The organism is Streptomyces sp. NBC_00442 (assembly GCF_036014195.1).
In the GTDB taxonomy this organism is placed as follows: Bacteria; Actinomycetota; Actinomycetes; order Streptomycetales; family Streptomycetaceae; genus Streptomyces.
In genome coordinates, this window is sequence record NZ_CP107918.1 from 225,586 (window position 1) to 239,649 (window position 14,064).

A 14,064-nucleotide genomic window follows, 5' to 3' on the forward strand; every position below is an offset into this window, starting at 1 on the left:
ACACCGTGATCACTTCCGCGTCCGTTCTCCTTCTGCGCTCCGACGTCTTCCTGACTCCGAGCGGCAGCGGCACCGTCCACGTGCGGTCCAGCCGCGGCACCGATCTGATCGCGGCGCCGGGCATCGCCGGCTGGCTGGACCGGCTCGCGCCGTTCCTCGACGGCACCCGCACGGTGGACATGCTCCTCGACGGCCTCGACGGGCCCCGTCGCTCCGTGGTGCTGCGCGTACTGCAACGCATCGACGGGCACGGCCTGTTGGAGGACCTGGCGGCGCGCGAACCGGACCCGCGCACCGTGCGCTACCCGCGCGTCAGGGCGCTGGTCCTCGGCACGCCGGCCGCGGTGGGCGCCCTGACCGACGCGCTGCGGCTCACCGGCCTGTCGGCCATCACCCCGGTGACCGACCCCGAGGCCGCACGGAAGGAGCTGGCGACGGGCGGCCACGACGCGCTGCTGCTGCTCGCGCGGGGCGACGATGCGGGGACCGTCGCCCGGCTCGACGACGAGTGCCGGGTACGGGGCGTGTGGTTCGCCGCCGCCGTCCGGGACGCGGAGTCCTGGTGGCTGGGCCCGATGCTCGCCCCCGGCGCGGACCGTGGTGCCGGCGGCTGGCTCGGCGGCTGGCTGCGCGTGCACGGAACGCGGAGCACCCCTCGCATCCCTCATGTTCCGTGCGGGGCAGCCGAGTTCGCCGCCACTGTGCTTGCCCACCATTTCCAGCGGGACTTCCTCGCCGCCACCACGGCAGCGCCGGACGGGCCGGGGCGCCTCACCCGGCTGGACACCGCGACCCTGACCACCACCAGCCACCTCTACCGCCCCCACCCTGCCGCGGTGCCGGCCGCGCCGGAGTCGGCGGCGCGGTTCCTCGCCAGGATCGCTTCCCTGCGCGCGGGACCTGCCGTCGGCCCCGAGGAATTCTCCCGGCGCGCCGCGGGCTGCATCGACGAGCGCGGCGGGCTGCTCGCGGAACTCGACGAGGGCGCTCTGCCGCAGTTCCCCCGGCATGCCGCGCGGGCCGTGGTCCGTGATCCGCGCACCGGCCGGCCTGAGCACCAAGTCCACGCCACCGGGGGCGACTTCAGCGCGGCTCGGCTGCGCACCGCGCGCCGCGCATTGGCTCGGTACGCGCTGCTCGCCCTCGACCCGCGACGGTACGTCGCGGCGCCCGCGGGCCCCGCACTGTGGGCCTGGTCCCCCGGACGCGACACCGCCCACCTGGTCCCGGCGGCCTCCGTGGGCGCGCGGGGGCAGCGCCCGCCGCGGGGCCTCGGCGCCGGTGCCACCTTCGACGAGGCGGTGACGGAGGCGCTGCGCGACCTGCGCGGCCCCGCGCGCGACCCGCTGATCGTGCCGCTCGATCACGATCCGGCCGCGACCGACGTCCTGCCCTATCTGCTGAGAGCGGTGCCCTGCGATGGCTGATGATCTCCTGTCGGACGCCGTGCGGGTGCACCACGACGGCGGTCTGCTCGGCCAGGCCCTTCTGCGCCGGTCGCGGGCTGTGGCACAGCCCCGTTCCGGGGTGCGGATCGTCGCGGCCGACTCACCTGACGCCGTGTCACAGTGCGTTCCGGGTCCGCCGGGCGGCGGGCAGGCGTACCTGTTCGTCGTCGCGGAACTGGACCGCGTGGTCATCGGCCCGCTGGTGCGCCCCGGCACACCCGGCTGTCACCGCTGTCTCGCCGCGCGCCGCGCGGGGGCGCGCGGCGACGCGGCCGAGGAAGCGGCGCTGCGCGCCACGTACGGCAGCCGCCTCACCGGCACGGTCTCGCCGCTGCTCACCCCGATCGCCGCCGACCTCGCCGCGCGCCTCGCCCTGAGCCGGCTCGCCTCCACACCGCCGGCAGAAAGGACCGTAACCGAACGGCACGTGACCGCCGGCCCGCACGACATCGCCCCGCACACCGTCACCGGGCGGCCCGACCCCGAACGCGATGTCACCCCGCACACCCCCGGCGCGCATGCCGTCACCATGCTGCGTCTGGACGGCTTGGAGATCAGCCGGCACCTCTTCGTGCCCGACCCCCACTGCCCGGACTGCGGCGGCCTGCCCGACGATTCCCCGGGCGGCGCCGTGATCCCGCGCGTCGCCCGGCCCAAGCCGGACCCGGCGGTCCTGCGGGTGCGCGACCTGCGCACGGAGCGTGCGGTGCTCGAAGCCCGCTACGCCGACGACGAGACCGGCGTGCTCAAGGGGCTGCGCACCCGTGGACTGCACACCCTGCCGTTCGCCGAGGCCAAGGTCGGGCCGCCCGAGTCGGTGGACGGGGGGTACGGCCGCGCCCTGGACTTCCGTACCGCCCGGGTCACGGCGATCGCCGAGGCTCTGGAGCGCCTCGGCGGCGGGCGCCCGGGGGGACGGCTGACCGTGGTGCGCGGCAGCCATCGCGAGCTCTCCGCCCGCCACCCCGGCAGTGTCCTCGACCCGGCGGCCACCGGAAGCCACGAGCCGCACCGCTACCAGGAACCCGGCTTCCCCTTCCAGCCCTACCATCCCGGCCTGGTGCTGCCGTGGGTCTGGGGCTACTCCCTCACGCGCGAGCGGCCGGTGCTGGTCCCCGAGAGCCTGGCGTACTACCGCCTCGGCCGGCACCGGCCGCCCTCCGTCCGCCCGTTCGTCTCGGAGATCTCCAACGGTTGCGCGCTCGGTGGCTGCATCGAGGAGGCCGCGCTGTACGGCCTGTTGGAGCTGGCCGAGCGTGACGCGTTCCTGCTGACCTGGTACGCCCGGCTGCCGGCGCCCGCGCTCGACCTGCGCACCGCGCGCGACCGGCGCATCGGCCTGCTCGCGGACCGGATCAAGGAGCGCACCGGCTACCGCGTCGAGGTCTTCGACGTGACCGGCGCCGAAGGCATTCCCTGCTTCTGGGCCGCCGCCATCGACGAACAGCCGCGTGTCGGCGCGGGCGCCGGGCCCGCCGCGCCGCGCCCCGCCGTGCTGTGCGCCGGCGGCTCGGGGCTCGATCCCGAACGCGGTGTCTTCGGCGCGCTGCACGAACTGGTCACCGCCGTCGAGGCATACGGACTCATCTACCCGCAGCGCGTCGAGGACGCCGCCCGCATGCGCGAGGACCCCGAACAGGTCCGCCTGATGGACGACCACGCGCTGCTCTACTGCGACCCGGTCGCCGCCCGGCGTCTGGACTTCCTGCTGGCACCCGGAGGACGGGCGCCGCGGGAGCGCCGCGATCTGCGTGAGCTCGCCGACCGTCACCCCTGGCCGCACCACACCGACCTGCGGTCGGATCTCGACGAGTTGGTGGGCCGCTTCCGCGCGAGCGGCCTCGAAGCGATCGTCGTCGACCAGACCACCCCGGTCCACGCCGCTTCGGCGCTTTCCTGCGTCAAGGCCGTCGTACCCGGCCTGCTGCCCATGACCTTCGGGCACCACCTGCGTCGCATCACCGGGCTCGACCGGGTGCTGACCGCCTCCCACCGCCTGGGCCACTCCCCTCGGCCGCTCCAGCCCGAAGAGGTCAACCCGCATCCCCACCCCTTTCCCTGACCGCCACGGCACGACACACCCGAACGGCGGCAGGGGGCGCTCACCCGTCGAACGCCGGGTGGATGCCTGGAATCGCCCAGCATGATTAACCCGCACGTCCCGCCAGCCCTCGAATGTAGTGTGACCAACTCGCGCGTTACCCTTCGCGGGCGCTTGTGTCGGGTGCCGCCACGGGGCGTCGCGCGGGGGCAGCCAGGGAGGGGGCGCATGGTGAACAACAAGGACGCGTTGCGGCAGTTGCTGCAGTGGAAGCGCGGGCAGATCGACCCGTCGGAACTCGGCATACCCAAGCGCACGGGGCGGGGCCGCCGTTCCCAGGGGCTCTCGCAGGCACAGGTCGCGCAAGCCCTCTTCGTGACGGAACGCACGTACGGCCACTTGGAGCGGGGCGACATGCCCGCGCCCAGCCAGGAGTTCCTCGACTCCGTGTCCAAGGTGCTGCGCCTGGAGGAAAGCGAGCGGACCGCGCTCTACATCTACGCGCTCGGGTACGAGCCGCCCACACCCCTGGACCCCACATCGGGGATGAGCGTCGCGCCCGCCTGGCAGCAGGCCGTCAACCGGGTGACGGGGCAACCCTGTTACATCAACGATGTGGCGTGGAACATCCTTGCCTGCAATCAGGACTTCGTCTCGATCTTCCCGCAGGTGGAGGGCCAGGCCCCGCGCCTGCCCGAACAGAACCTGATCCGTTGGATGCTGCTGCGTGAGGACGCGCGCGAACACCATCTGCTCGACTGGGAGAGGCAGTGGGCCGGTCCTGTGGCGTCACAGCTGCGGGCCGCGGTGGCCACACACCCCAAGAACAAGGACCTCAAGCAGCTCCACGAGGAGGTCTGTGACGATCTCGTGGCGGGGCCGATCTACCGCAGCCCCCATCTCACCTACCGCCATCCCGACGGCGACACCCGCGGCATGCGTCATCCCGGTTTCCCGGGACCGCACAGCGAGGCTTCCCCACGGGACAGGTGCTGCGAGCGGCACGCTCCCTCTCAGCGGGGCACGGTCACCATGTGCGCGGCCCAGCCGTGCCTGAGCCCTGGCGCCCGGTTCTTCTTCCTGGTGTTCCAGCCCACGCCCTGAGCTGATGCGCTGCCGCCGAAGGCACGGATCCGTCGCTGAAGTTCTGTCCCTGTCACAGGAGTTGTGGCTCTGTGTCCATGACATACCAGGGGCGCGCTTGCCACTATGGCGTCATGGACACGATGCGGGAGACCGGGCCCCGGCTGCTGATCACCACCACCGGGGACCTCGACGCGCTGCGTTCGCTCGGCGACTGGCTGCGCCACGAGGACGAGTTGCGCGGCCATTTACGTCTGGACCGGGCGTCCCGGGCGGCGCCGGGCGAGATGGGCGGCGTGCTCGATGTGCTCAGCATCGCCCTGGGCTCCGGCGGGGCGGGCGCGGTGCTCGCCCGTTCGCTCACCACCTGGCTCACCCACCGCCACGCCGATGTGAAGGTCACCGTCACCGCGCCCGACGGCCGCAGTGTCGAGGTCGAGGCGCACCTGCTCCACGACGACGTACCGGGGTTGATCCGCGAGATCGGGCGGCTGGCCGAAGACCCCGGGCAGCAGGGGTGAGCCGGTTTCCCGATCCGGCCCGGTCGCGCGCCGTCCTGATCGGTGTCGGCCACTTCCCCGATGCGCCCCGGCTGGCGGACCTCCCCGCCGTACAGGAGAACGTGGCCGGTCTGTGGCGGCGGCTCACCGACGGTGCCACGGGCGTACTGGACGCGGAGCACTGCGAGGTGGCGGACCCGGCCGGCTCCACCGCCGATCTCGGACGCGCCATCGGCCGGGCCGCCGAGGAAGCGACGGACCTGCTGCTCATCTACTACGCCGGGCACGGCCTGGTCGACGACCGGGGGCGCCTCTACCTGGCGACGAGCGCGACGCGGTCGCAGGCACCGAAGTACAGCGCCCTGAGCGTCGACCTGCTGCGCGAGGACCTCGGCGGCAGCGGCGCGGCCGCCCGCGTCCTGATCCTGGACTGCTGCTTCTCGGGGCGGGCCGTCGAAGTCATGACGGGCGAGGACGGCCTGGTCGACGGCCAGCTCTCCATCGCGGGCACGTACATACTGACATCCACCACCGCCAACGCCCCCTCGTACGCACTCGCCGGAGAGCGGTACACCGCGTTCACCGGGGCGTTGCTCACGGCCCTCGACAGCCCGCGTCCGCTCTCCCTCGACGAGATCTACCGCGGCATCGCCGCGGACCTGCATTCCCGCGGGCTGCCCCGGCCGATGCAGCGGGCCACCGACACCGCCGCCGATCTCGCGCTCGCGCGCGGCCCGGCCGAGCCCGACGGCCCCCGAGCCGTGCCGGTGAACGAGATCCGGTTCCACCGCGGCCCCGCCGCGACGAGGAAGCAGATGACGGGGGGCCTGGGAAAGATGCTGGGGACCATGGCGCTTTTCACGGCCGGCCTCGCGGTCCTTTGCGCCGTCCTCAACCACGATCCCGGCTGGCTGCTGGCGATGCCGGTGTGGTTCGGGGCCATTTCGGTTCTCATCGCGCTGATCACCGCTGTGACCCTGTTCTCGACACCGCGCGAGGCCGAGCTGATCATCGACCGCTCGGGTACCACGGTGCGGATCCGCAAGAAGGGGGAGATCACCTACTCCTCGCTGATTCCCTGGCGGGACATCTCCCACGTGGGCGTCGGTTCGGTCAACCCGCGGGCCAGGCAGGTGTACGCGGGCAACCATTTGCTGGTGGTCCGGTTGCGGCCGGGAGTCCCCTACCGCGAGACCAAGGGCATGCTCTTCCCCGACCAGTTGCACGGGCTCGGCTACCGCGTCGTCGCGACGGTGGGATCGTTCAGCGCCGACAGCGCGCAGATCCTCGCGGCGCTCGATCGGTTCGCGGGCGACCGGGTGCTGCACACGGAACAGGAATTCCTGGCTCGCGATCCCCGCATCACACCGTCCATGTTCTGACGTGCCCGGTATCCGCTCTCCGGTACGCGTGCGCCACAGCCCCCCTCCCGGGTCGCGGGCATCCAGCGCGGACAGGCCTGGCGGTACGCCGTTCGGGAGAGGCGTGCCAGGATCTGTACCGGACAGTAGCTTCACACGTGCGACGAGAGGGAGCGGTCGGTATGGGGCGGGTTTTCACAGTGAGCAGCAGCATGGTCGTCGGCGTGCCGCCCGAGGTGGCGTACCGGGCTGTGAGCCGCCCGTCCGACATGGGGCGGTGGAGCCCGGAGAACCTCGGAACGACGGGCGCGGCCGGAGAGGACTCCGCCGAAGTCGGTACGTCGTTCGTCGGGCGCAACAAGCGGGGCCTGTTCCGCTGGGTGACCAAGTGCACGGTCACCGCGGCCGACCCGGGCAGCCGTTTCGCGTTCCGTGTCCACGCCATCGGGATCGGCCGCCCTCGCCTGCGTGGTCCGATCGCCACCTGGGAGTACCGCTTCGAACCGGTCGAGGGCGGCACACGGGTCACGGAGACGTGGACCGACGACCGGAAAGCGTGGCCCGACGTCGTGGCCGGCGTCTTCGACCGCATCGCCACCTCGGGCAGCACGTTCGCCGACTTCCAGTCGCGCAACATCGGCACGACGCTGCGGAATCTCAAGCGGGAGCTGGAGAGCGGCACGGGCTGAGGCCCCTCGTGCCGCAGCCCGCGGCCCGCTCCCCGGCCGGCGAAAGGGGAGCGGGAGAACGCGGTAGATCGCGGGAGGCCGCTGCCGAAAACTCCGCTCGTGTACGGCAATCCGACGACGCTCCGGCTCCGAATCACCCTCATGACCATGAACCGCCGGGAGGATCAGCGGGTGAAAGAAACCGTGCACATCAGCGGAGCACGCCAGGCCGGCCCCGACCTGCCCGAGCTCCTGGCCAGGACCGCGCGTGGTGACGAGCAGGCGTTCTCGTCGGTGTACGACGCGGTCATCGGCCCCGTCTTCGGCCTCGTGCGCAGCGTGCTGCGTGATCCGGCCCAGTCGGAGGAAGTGGCGCAGGAGGTACTCGTCGACCTGTGGCGCACGGCCGCCCGGTACGAGCCCGAGCGCGGCGGCGTCATGAACTGGGTCCTGACCCTCGCACACCGGCGGGCCGTGGACCGGGTCCGCTCGGCCCAGGCCGCGGCCGAGCGGGAGAACAAGGCGGCACTGCTCGCCAGGACGCCCGCCTTCGACGAGGTGAGCGACGAAGTGGAGACCCGGCTGGAGCGGGAGTCGGTGCGCCGCTGTCTGCGCGCTCTGACGGAGTTGCAGCGCGAGTCGGTCGCGCTTGCCTACTACCGGGGGCTGACCTATCGAGAGGTCAGCGAGCTGCTGTCCGTGCCGCTCGGCACCATCAAGACCCGCTTGCGCGACGGACTCATCCGGCTGCGCGACTGCCTGGGGGTGACCGCGTGACCGGAGCCGACCTGCACACACTGACCGGCGCATACGCCCTGCACGCACTCCTCGACGACGAACGCACGGACTTCGAACGCCACCTCGCCCAATGCGAGCCCTGCACCCAGGAAGTCCGCGAACTCGCCGCCACCGCAGGCCGTCTCGGCCTGGCCATGACCACCACACCTCCCCCGACGCTGAAAGCAGACGTCCTGCGCAGGATCAGCACCGTACGCCAGGACCCGCCCCGCACCACACCCCTGGCCCCCCACGTGACGCGGACCGGCCGCACGCGCACCCTGACACGCCTCGCACTCGCCGCCTGCCTCGCCGCCGCCGTCGCACTCGGCGGCACCGCCGCCTGGCAGCACCAGCGGGCCGACACCGCACGCGACCAGGCAAAGTCCGCCCAAAAACAGTACCGGCAACTGGCCGACGTCCTGACGGCCCCCGACGCCAAAGCGACCAGCGGACCAGTCACAGGCGGCGCCAACGCCACCCTCGTCATCGCCCGCAGCCGCGACCAAGCCGTCTTCCTCGCCTCCGGCCTCACACGACCCCCCGCAGGAAAGGTCTACCAACTCTGGTTCAACGACGCCGGCACCATGCGACCCGCCGGACTCATGAACCCCACCCAAACCACCGAAGCAGTCCTGCTCACCGGCCCCGTCGACCAAGCCACCGGCATGGGCATCACCCTCGAACCCACAGGCGGCTCCCCACACCCCACCACCACACCCCTGGCCGTCATGGCCTTCCCCCAGGCGTGAGCCCGTCCGCCCATGGGCGCCATGGGCGGACTCCACATTCCCGGTACCCGGTAGTGGTCCAGCGGCCCGCCGGGCAACGGTTCCGGCGGGCCCGCGCCGAACCCGGGTCAGGGGAACGGGGGCGCCAGTACGGCCGTGGGGTCGTAGCGGTGTTGCAGCGCCCGGAGTCGGGACAGGTTGCCGCCGTGGGCCGCGCGTGTCTCGGTCCCGGTCTCGGGGAGGCCCGGTCGCAGTTCGACGTTGTAGAACCCGATGGTGTGCGTGGCCAATGCCTGCAGGGTGTCGCGGGCCCACGTTCTGCAGGCCTCACCGGCGGCGGGCTCCTGCCACACCGCGTTGAGCGGAATGCTCCATTGGGCGTCTCTGCCCCAGAACGCGGTGGCGGTGTCGTCGATGTCGGCCAGTGCGCCGCCCGTGTGCTGGAAGTCGATGCGGCATGCGCGCGTGGGCGCGATGCGGATCCGTTCCGCGAGGGATGCGGCGATCTCGGCGTCGAGCGTGGCACCGGTGAAGGCCGCCTTGCCGAAGAAGGAACCGCGCGGACCGTCACCCGGGCCGGGCAGTCGGACCGGTTCGGGCTCGGCGCCGCCGGCTCCGGGGATGGCGAATTCCGGCAGTCCTGCCGGAGTGCGGACGGTCGTCTGCGAGCGGTAGAGCGGCGACGCGCTCCCGTCGAAGACGGCGGAGGTCGCCGACGCGGCCCGCGCGAGGGCCTCGTCCCTCGGGCTCGCGCACACGGTGTGGACGAACAGGACCGGTTCGTCCGGTGAGAGCGGGGTGTGACCGAGGACCGCGCTCATGGTGGTGTCTCTCGGCAGCTCGGGAGCGACCCGGAAGTAGGTGGCGAGCGCGTCCAGGCCCACCACTGCCCGGTGGACCCGGACCGGGCCGGCCTCGTGGGTCCGCAACACCGCCGACGTGACCACCCCGACGGTGGGCGCGCACCCTCGGACCGCCCACCACAGGTCGGCTTCCTCGCCCGAGCTGCGCTCCGAGAGGTGGACGACGTCGCCGGACGGGAGCACGACCTCGACCCCGACGAGATGATCGAGGGTGAGCCCCAGGGACCTCGTCAGATGGCCGATGCCCCCTCGGGTGGCCATCCCCAGCCCGGCGTGCCCCACGACGCCGACCGGCACCGTTCGGCCGGCCGGGGCGAGGACCCCGAGCATGGTGGCCATGGTCGCCCCACCTTCGACGATCACCCGTCGTCCGTCCGTACGGGCATGGTGCAAGTACGCCGAGAGGTCCAGCATGACGGCCCCGTCGGCGACGCAGTTCGAACTCAGGCCCCCGCCCCGCACCGTCACCCGGGTCGCCGTCGCCGTCGCCTCTCTCATCACGGTCGCCACGTCGTCGGCGGTGCGGGGCGCCACGACGCACACAGGTCGTCGAAGGGCGGCCTCCGGAAAGAAGACCCTCGCCAGAGCGTGCTCGTACCCCGCGCTTCCAGGTACGTACACCAGCGGTCCGAGCGCAGACCGCAACGGTCCGACGATGTCCGCCGACGGGCGGGCCAGGGGTGCGGAAGGGGCTGCGGGGGAAGTGTCGTTGCTGGGCACGGAGGCTCCGATTCCCGGTGATGACGAGGGTTTCGGGCGAGGGCCTTCGGTTGTCCCGGCTGGATGAAGAGACGAATTGCGCGGCACACTAGAGGAGTTGAGGGCAGCACACAAGACACCGCGGCCCGGCGGCCGCCCCGGAATTCCTCGCCCGCCGCCCGCAACGCCGGCCGACCGGAGCACCCAGCCCCACGCCCCGCGTCCGCCCTTGGGGACCAACGAGCCAGCCAGTATCGGTGAGACCGACCATGGTCGCGCCACCGTGATCCAGCAGCACAAGCGATCCACCATGACGGGCGCCCGCCGAACTGCCAGTCGTGCACCTCACTGTCGGCGTACCGGTCCGGGGTCAGGGTGGCTCGTGCCGTGTCCGGGTCCGGCACTTGGACCAGCGCTGCGGTGCCCAGCCAGGTGGCGCCGTGGTCGGACAGCAACGGTCCATAGGCGATCAGCTGGTTCCGGTCGGGCGGCACCGTGAGGGCGGCGGGTCATCCGGGTCGGCCCGCTGCTCGCAACGGGCATCCGGTGCCGACGCGCGCGGTAAGTTCGGCGCGCAGGGTGGCGAGTTCGGCCATGCGTGCGTCGACGAGCTGGATCTTTTCCTCGAACAGCGCGGACAGTGCTTCCGCGACGTCCGGCGCCCCACGCAGGTCCTCGCCGGTCCGTGCGATCTCCGCCAGAGAGAATCCGAGTGTCTGTGCGGTGCGGACATAGTGCAGCCAGGCCACTGCCTCGGGTGGGAAGTCACGGTATCCGTTGTGCAGGCGCCGACCTGCGATGAGGCCGACCTTCTCGTAGAACCTGATCGTGTCCCTGGTCATCCCCGTCTGCGCGGACAGCTCTCCGATGCGCATAACCCAACGCCCCCCTTAGGACAATGAACTTGACCTTGGACCGTACTCCACTGTTTAGCGTGAGGCGTCGCTGACACCAGACCAGCTGGAGCCTCCTCATGATCCGTCCCTCTGTCCCCTCATGTCCCGCCCATCTTCGTGTCGTACGCGCGAGCGCCTGGTACGACCTCGCGGTCACCGCGGGGTTCGTGACACCGTGGACGTACGCGCTGGTGCACGACGCGCTGTCCTCATTGGCCGATACACTCGGGTGGGGCGTCCTGCCCGCACTCGATCCGTGGCAGACCCTGTACGCGAATCTGATGGGTTCGGTCGTGGTCGTCTGGGCGGCCCTGCGCATCGTCCGACCGCTGCCGGTGCACGGACTGTTCGACGGCATCGCGCGCATCCTGTTCTCAGCGTGGATGGCGTACGCACTGGCCCACGGTGCCTCGCGGATACTGTGGCCGTTCTTCACCGTCGAGGTCGCGTGGGGCATTGTCCAGCTTGTGCCCTGGCGGCGGAACCGGCACAGCAACGCCGGCTTTGAGCACCAGACCGGCCAACCGGAACGCTCAGCGGCCAACTGAGGCGCTCAGTTGCACCGGCCCGGCGTTCCTGCTCCCGCGTCGCGTGTTCAGAAGTCCAGGTCGAGCTGGTCGATGCCGCCGAGCTCGACGTCCGACAGTCTCAACGCGCGCGCTTCGAACGGGCGTTGGGCGCAGGCCGGGAAAGGTGCGCGGTGTCATGCCGAGCCGGAGCGAGAGTCCGGCCCCGGACGCCGCCGGACGCCGCTGCCTTCATGCGCCGGCAGTGTTGACCTTCACCCTGGGGGAGCCCGCAGCATCGGACGGGCCGGGCGACGTACCCGGCAACGAGGAGGTACGCGCATGGGTTTGCTGACCATCGGCACGTTCGCGAGGGCGTCCCGGCTGTCTCCGAAGGCGCTGCGCCTGTACGACGAGCTCGGTCTGCTGACTCCCGCTCGCGTCGACCCGGTGACCGGCTATCGCCTCTACGCGCCCGAGCAACTGGGCCAGGCCCGACTCGTCGCCTGGCTCCGCCGGCTGGGGATGCCGCTCGCCCGGATCCAGCACGTCTGCACCCTGGACGCGGCTCGCGCGGCCGAAGAGGTCCGCGCGTTCTGGGCCCGGGTCGAAGCCGATACCGCCGCGCGGCGGGACCTGGCCGTCTTCCTCGTGGACCACCTCTCCCGGAAGGACCCCGACATGGCTCCCGACGCCCTGCCCTTGGCCATCCGTTACGCCGCCCTCTCCGACACCGGCCGCCGCCGCGCGGCCAATCAGGACACCGCCTACGCGGGATCACACCTGCTCGCCGTCGCCGACGGCTTCGGCGATCGGGGAGCCCTGGCCGGCGCCGCGGCCATCGACGCGCTCAAGCACCTGCAGACCGACGGCATCGCGGCCGGCAGCCTCCTCGATGTCCTCGACCGTGCGATCGAGGAGGCCAGGCAGGCGGTGAACGGCGTCTCGGGTGCCGGTTCTTCATCCGACGAGGCCGGGACCACGCTGACCGCGATGCTCTGGACCGGCTCACAGCTGGCGCTCGTGCACATCGGCGACTCCCGCGCATACCTGCTGCGTGACGGAGAGCTGTTCCTGATCACGCACGACCACACCCTCGTGCAGGCGATGGTCGACGAAGGACGTCTGCGTCCGGAGGAAGCAGCCTCGCACCCTCAGCGGTCCCTGCTGCTCCGCGCTCTCGGCCACGGCTCCGACGACACCGCGGACATGCGCCTGCACGACGCTCACCAGGGCGACCGTTACCTGCTCTGCTCCGACGGCCTGTCGGCCGTCGTGCCGGACGACGAGATCCGCCGGGTGATCTCCGGCATCGGTACCCCCGAGCACGCGGTCCGCGAGCTCGTCGCCCTCGCCAATGGGTCCGGCGGGCCCGACAACATCAGCTGCGTGGTCGCCGATGTCGTCGTCACGAGGTCCCAGGTCGCGGAGACCCAGGAGGTACACGAGGTCGCGGAGGCACAGGACGTCGCGGAGGCGCAAGAGGTCGCGGAGGCGCAGGAGTTGACGGTGGCCCAACAGGGCGGCCGACGCTAGCCGTTGAGCGTGGACATGAGCGCGGGGGCGTAACGCTCGCCCGCGGCGATACGCCGCGGCGCACCGGCCTCGATGGCCGCCAGGTCCTCGGCGGTGACCGTGATGTCCGTGGCCGCAACCTTCTCCTCAAGGTAGCGGCGGCGCTTCGTGCCCGGGATCGGCACGGCTCCCTGGCGCATGACCCACGCGAGGGCGGGATGGGACGCGGTGACTCCCTTCGCCGCCGCAAGCCGGCCGACCTCGCGGACGGCCTCGCGGACGACGTCGCGGCTGCGCTCGAAATTACGGCCCGGGAAGGAGCGGGGTCGGTGCGGCGGAAGTCGTCTTCGGTGAAGCCCTCGGGGCTGGTGATCCCGCCCGAAAGGAATCCGGGCCCAGCGGGGAGTAAGCGACCAGGCTGATAGCCCAGGTCGGCCGGCGTGTCGGCGACACCGTCGCTCTCGACGCCCCGCTCGACCAGCGAGTACCCCGCCTGTACGGCCGACACGGGGTGGACCGCGTGCGCGCGGCGGATGGTGGCGGGCGCCGCCTCGCTCACCCCGATGGCTCCCGCCTTGCCCTGCGCGACCAGCTCACCCATGGCGCCCACCGTCTCCTCGACGGGCACCTGCGGGTCGACGCGGTGCAGGTAGCGGTGCAGGTAGTAGAGGTCGACGTGGTCCGTGCGCAGGTGCCGCAGGGAACGCTCCAAGGAATTGGCGGATGTATTCCGGCCGGCCGTTGTGGCCGCGCGGCTCGCCGTCGTCGGTGATCTCGACGCCGGTCTTGGTGACGAGGACCCGCCGACCTACGCGGGCGTCTTGTTCGATTCGACGCCGGATGACGACGCCCCGGCCCACCAGGCAGAGGCCGAGGGCCGAGGGCCGCAAGCCGAGGGCCGAAGGACGCGTCGAGTACGTCTGCGGTAGCAGTCGCCGGGTGCGACCGCGCGACCGCTCCGGCGACGGCCTCCCGT

At 71.9% G+C, this 14,064-nt stretch carries 13 protein-coding genes and 2 pseudogenes; 10 read left to right on the forward strand and 5 right to left on the reverse strand.

Features of this window, described 5'->3' with window-relative positions; all coding sequences use genetic code 11:
- Positions 1-5: 5 nt before the first annotated feature.
- The 8 genes from OG432_RS01060 to OG432_RS01095 all read left to right on the forward strand — a co-directional run bounded on the left by OG432_RS01060 (position 6) and on the right by OG432_RS01095 (position 8,630).
- Positions 6-1,427 carry a hypothetical protein gene (locus OG432_RS01060; RefSeq protein WP_328306726.1) on the forward strand — a complete coding sequence of 474 codons (1,422 nt, stop codon included), beginning with the start codon at positions 6-8 and terminating at the stop codon, positions 1,425-1,427.
- Complete coding sequence (locus tag OG432_RS01065; RefSeq protein ID WP_328306728.1) at positions 1,420-3,510, forward strand: TOMM precursor leader peptide-binding protein; 2,091 nt, start codon at positions 1,420-1,422, stop codon at positions 3,508-3,510. Before OG432_RS01060 ends, OG432_RS01065 begins: the two co-directional genes overlap by 8 nt.
- A gap of 207 nt (positions 3,511-3,717) precedes the next feature.
- A complete protein-coding gene (locus OG432_RS01070; protein WP_328306730.1) occupies positions 3,718-4,593 on the forward strand; it encodes an MmyB family transcriptional regulator in 876 nt (291 codons plus the stop codon).
- A 113-nt stretch (positions 4,594-4,706) separates the two neighbouring features.
- Positions 4,707-5,093 carry an effector-associated constant component EACC1 gene (locus OG432_RS01075; protein WP_328306732.1) on the forward strand — a complete coding sequence of 129 codons (387 nt, stop codon included), beginning with the start codon at positions 4,707-4,709 and terminating at the stop codon, positions 5,091-5,093.
- Positions 5,090-6,454: a caspase family protein gene (locus tag OG432_RS01080; protein WP_328306734.1), complete on the forward strand. Its 1,365-nt coding sequence runs from the start codon at positions 5,090-5,092 to the stop codon at positions 6,452-6,454. Before OG432_RS01075 ends, OG432_RS01080 begins: the two co-directional genes overlap by 4 nt.
- Before the next feature lie 161 nt (positions 6,455-6,615).
- Positions 6,616-7,122, forward strand: coding sequence for an SRPBCC family protein (locus OG432_RS01085; RefSeq protein WP_328306736.1), 507 nt, complete (start codon positions 6,616-6,618; stop codon positions 7,120-7,122).
- 171 nt (positions 7,123-7,293) lie between these two features.
- Positions 7,294-7,878 carry a sigma-70 family RNA polymerase sigma factor gene (locus tag OG432_RS01090; RefSeq protein WP_443058537.1) on the forward strand — a complete coding sequence of 195 codons (585 nt, stop codon included), beginning with the start codon at positions 7,294-7,296 and terminating at the stop codon, positions 7,876-7,878.
- Positions 7,875-8,630: an anti-sigma factor gene (locus OG432_RS01095; protein ID WP_328306740.1), complete on the forward strand. Its 756-nt coding sequence runs from the start codon at positions 7,875-7,877 to the stop codon at positions 8,628-8,630. The genes OG432_RS01090 and OG432_RS01095 overlap by 4 nt, the downstream gene beginning before the upstream one ends.
- 107 nt (positions 8,631-8,737) lie before the next feature.
- Here the strand turns inward: OG432_RS01095 and OG432_RS01100 are convergent, their stop codons facing one another.
- The 3 genes and pseudogenes from OG432_RS01100 to OG432_RS01110 all read right to left on the reverse strand — a co-directional run bounded on the left by OG432_RS01100 (position 8,738) and on the right by OG432_RS01110 (position 11,046).
- On the reverse strand, positions 8,738-10,006 hold the full coding sequence (locus OG432_RS01100; protein WP_328306742.1) for an FAD-binding oxidoreductase: 1,269 nt from the start codon (positions 10,004-10,006) through the stop codon (positions 8,738-8,740).
- Between the two features lie 476 nt (positions 10,007-10,482).
- Positions 10,483-10,677 (reverse strand): annotated as a pseudogene (locus OG432_RS01105) (YciI family protein); the annotation flags it as partial.
- A 3-nt stretch (positions 10,678-10,680) separates the two neighbouring features.
- Positions 10,681-11,046: a MerR family transcriptional regulator gene (locus OG432_RS01110; protein ID WP_328306744.1), complete on the reverse strand. Its 366-nt coding sequence runs from the start codon at positions 11,044-11,046 to the stop codon at positions 10,681-10,683.
- A gap of 98 nt (positions 11,047-11,144) precedes the next feature.
- Here OG432_RS01110 and OG432_RS01115 point away from each other — a divergent pair, with 98 nt between their 5' ends.
- Positions 11,145-11,615, forward strand: a complete 471-nt coding sequence (locus tag OG432_RS01115; RefSeq protein ID WP_328306746.1) for a hypothetical protein — start codon at positions 11,145-11,147, stop codon at positions 11,613-11,615.
- A gap of 300 nt (positions 11,616-11,915) precedes the next feature.
- On the forward strand, positions 11,916-13,109 hold the full coding sequence (locus tag OG432_RS01120; RefSeq protein WP_328306748.1) for a MerR family transcriptional regulator: 1,194 nt from the start codon (positions 11,916-11,918) through the stop codon (positions 13,107-13,109).
- Here OG432_RS01120 and OG432_RS01125 read toward each other — a convergent pair.
- Positions 13,106-13,477: an aldo/keto reductase gene (locus OG432_RS01125; protein WP_328314956.1), complete on the reverse strand. Its 372-nt coding sequence runs from the start codon at positions 13,475-13,477 to the stop codon at positions 13,106-13,108. The genes OG432_RS01120 and OG432_RS01125 overlap by 4 nt on opposite strands.
- 8 nt (positions 13,478-13,485) lie before the next feature.
- Positions 13,486-13,800, reverse strand: a pseudogene (locus tag OG432_RS01130) (aldo/keto reductase); the annotation flags it as partial.
- Positions 13,801-14,064 lie beyond the last annotated feature (264 nt).

Excerpts from the sequence above, each read along its gene's own strand:
- OG432_RS01065 (WP_328306728.1), top strand. The coding sequence starts at position 1,420 with ATGGCTGATGATCTCCTGTCGGACGCCGTGCGGGTGCACCACGACGGC.
- OG432_RS01070 (WP_328306730.1), top strand. The coding sequence starts at position 3,718 with ATGGTGAACAACAAGGACGCGTTGCGGCAGTTGCTGCAGTGGAAGCGC.
- OG432_RS01075 (WP_328306732.1), top strand. The coding sequence starts at position 4,707 with ATGGACACGATGCGGGAGACCGGGCCCCGGCTGCTGATCACCACCACC.
- OG432_RS01085 (WP_328306736.1), top strand. The coding sequence starts at position 6,616 with ATGGGGCGGGTTTTCACAGTGAGCAGCAGCATGGTCGTCGGCGTGCCG.
- OG432_RS01110 (WP_328306744.1), bottom strand. The coding sequence starts at position 11,046 with ATGCGCATCGGAGAGCTGTCCGCGCAGACGGGGATGACCAGGGACACG.
- OG432_RS01115 (WP_328306746.1), top strand. The coding sequence starts at position 11,145 with ATGATCCGTCCCTCTGTCCCCTCATGTCCCGCCCATCTTCGTGTCGTA.
- OG432_RS01120 (WP_328306748.1), top strand. The coding sequence starts at position 11,916 with ATGGGTTTGCTGACCATCGGCACGTTCGCGAGGGCGTCCCGGCTGTCT.